We start from the raw sequence: 239 nt of genomic DNA, 5'->3' as shown, positions 1-239 counted from the left end.
GTTCTACCATGCTTTTAAATTCCTAACAGGCTAAAGTTAACTTATAACTTAGAAATATCAAGCGCTTGCCAATGCGGGAAGTGCTTGCGTACTAAGCTGTTAAATTCAACTTCAAATTCGCTAAAGTTACTTTGCTTTGTTTGGCTTTGCAGTACTTGCTCAATCATACCGGCAGCAACAGTTAGGTTTGATAAGCGATCGATTAGGATAAACGAGCCTGTTTCGTGATTGCTGTGGTA

The 239-nt window shown here is 39.3% G+C and carries 1 protein-coding gene; it reads right to left on the bottom strand.

Translation table 11 applies throughout. The features are described from left to right. Positions 1-41: 41 nt before the first annotated feature. On the bottom strand, positions 42-239 hold a 198-nt coding region (locus tag AAEY72_RS16215), incomplete at its 5' end, for a hypothetical protein (RefSeq protein ID WP_502945417.1).

This window comes from Psychrobacter sp. W2-37-MNA-CIBAN-0211 (assembly GCF_040309405.1).
GTDB lineage: Bacteria > Pseudomonadota > Gammaproteobacteria > Pseudomonadales > Moraxellaceae > Psychrobacter > Psychrobacter glaciei.
Note: the sequence above shows the minus strand (reverse complement) of the source record. Positions and strands in the feature narration are given on the sequence as shown.